Consider the following 579-nt stretch of genomic DNA (forward strand, 5'->3'; position numbering starts at 1 on the left):
GAGGCTGCGACCGAGGGCACGTCTGAGGCTGCGACCGAGGGCACGTCTGAGGCTGCGACCGAGGGCACGTCTGAGGCTGCGACCGAGGGCACGTCTGAGGCTGCGACCGAGGGCACGTCTGAGGCTGCGACCGAGGGCACGACCGAGGCTGACTCGAACGTGAACGCGTCGGCGTCTGCTGCTGCGGACGCGAACGCGAACCCGGCTGCGCAGGCTGCGGCGTTCACCGAGGCTGACTCGGCGACGACTGCTGCGGGCACGGTGGATGCGTCTGCTGCGGCGCAGGCTGCGGCGATGACGGAGGCGTCTACGCAGGCGTCGACGACGGCGGACACTGAGGCGAACGCTGCGGCTGAGGCTGCTGCGGTCGCTGCGGCGAACACCGAGGGTGACGACGACACGAACGCTTCGGCGTCGGCCGACACGTCGGCTGCTGCGGATGCGAACGCTGCTTCGCAGGCGGAGGCTGCGGCGTCGTCTGCCGCGACCGCGGACGCCACGGCGGGTGCGTCGTCCGAGGGCTCGACCGAGGGCACGACCGAGGCGGCTGCTGCTACCGAGGGCACGACCGAGGCTGCT

1 pseudogene is annotated in these 579 nt (G+C 72.0%); it reads left to right on the forward strand.

Annotated features, from left to right (window positions below):
* A pseudogene (locus tag ACFT55_RS13200) lies at positions 1-579 on the forward strand (hypothetical protein); the annotation flags it as partial.

The sequence above is a fragment of the Isoptericola sp. NPDC057191 genome (assembly GCF_042670225.1).
Taxonomy (GTDB): Bacteria; Actinomycetota; Actinomycetes; order Actinomycetales; family Cellulomonadaceae; genus Isoptericola.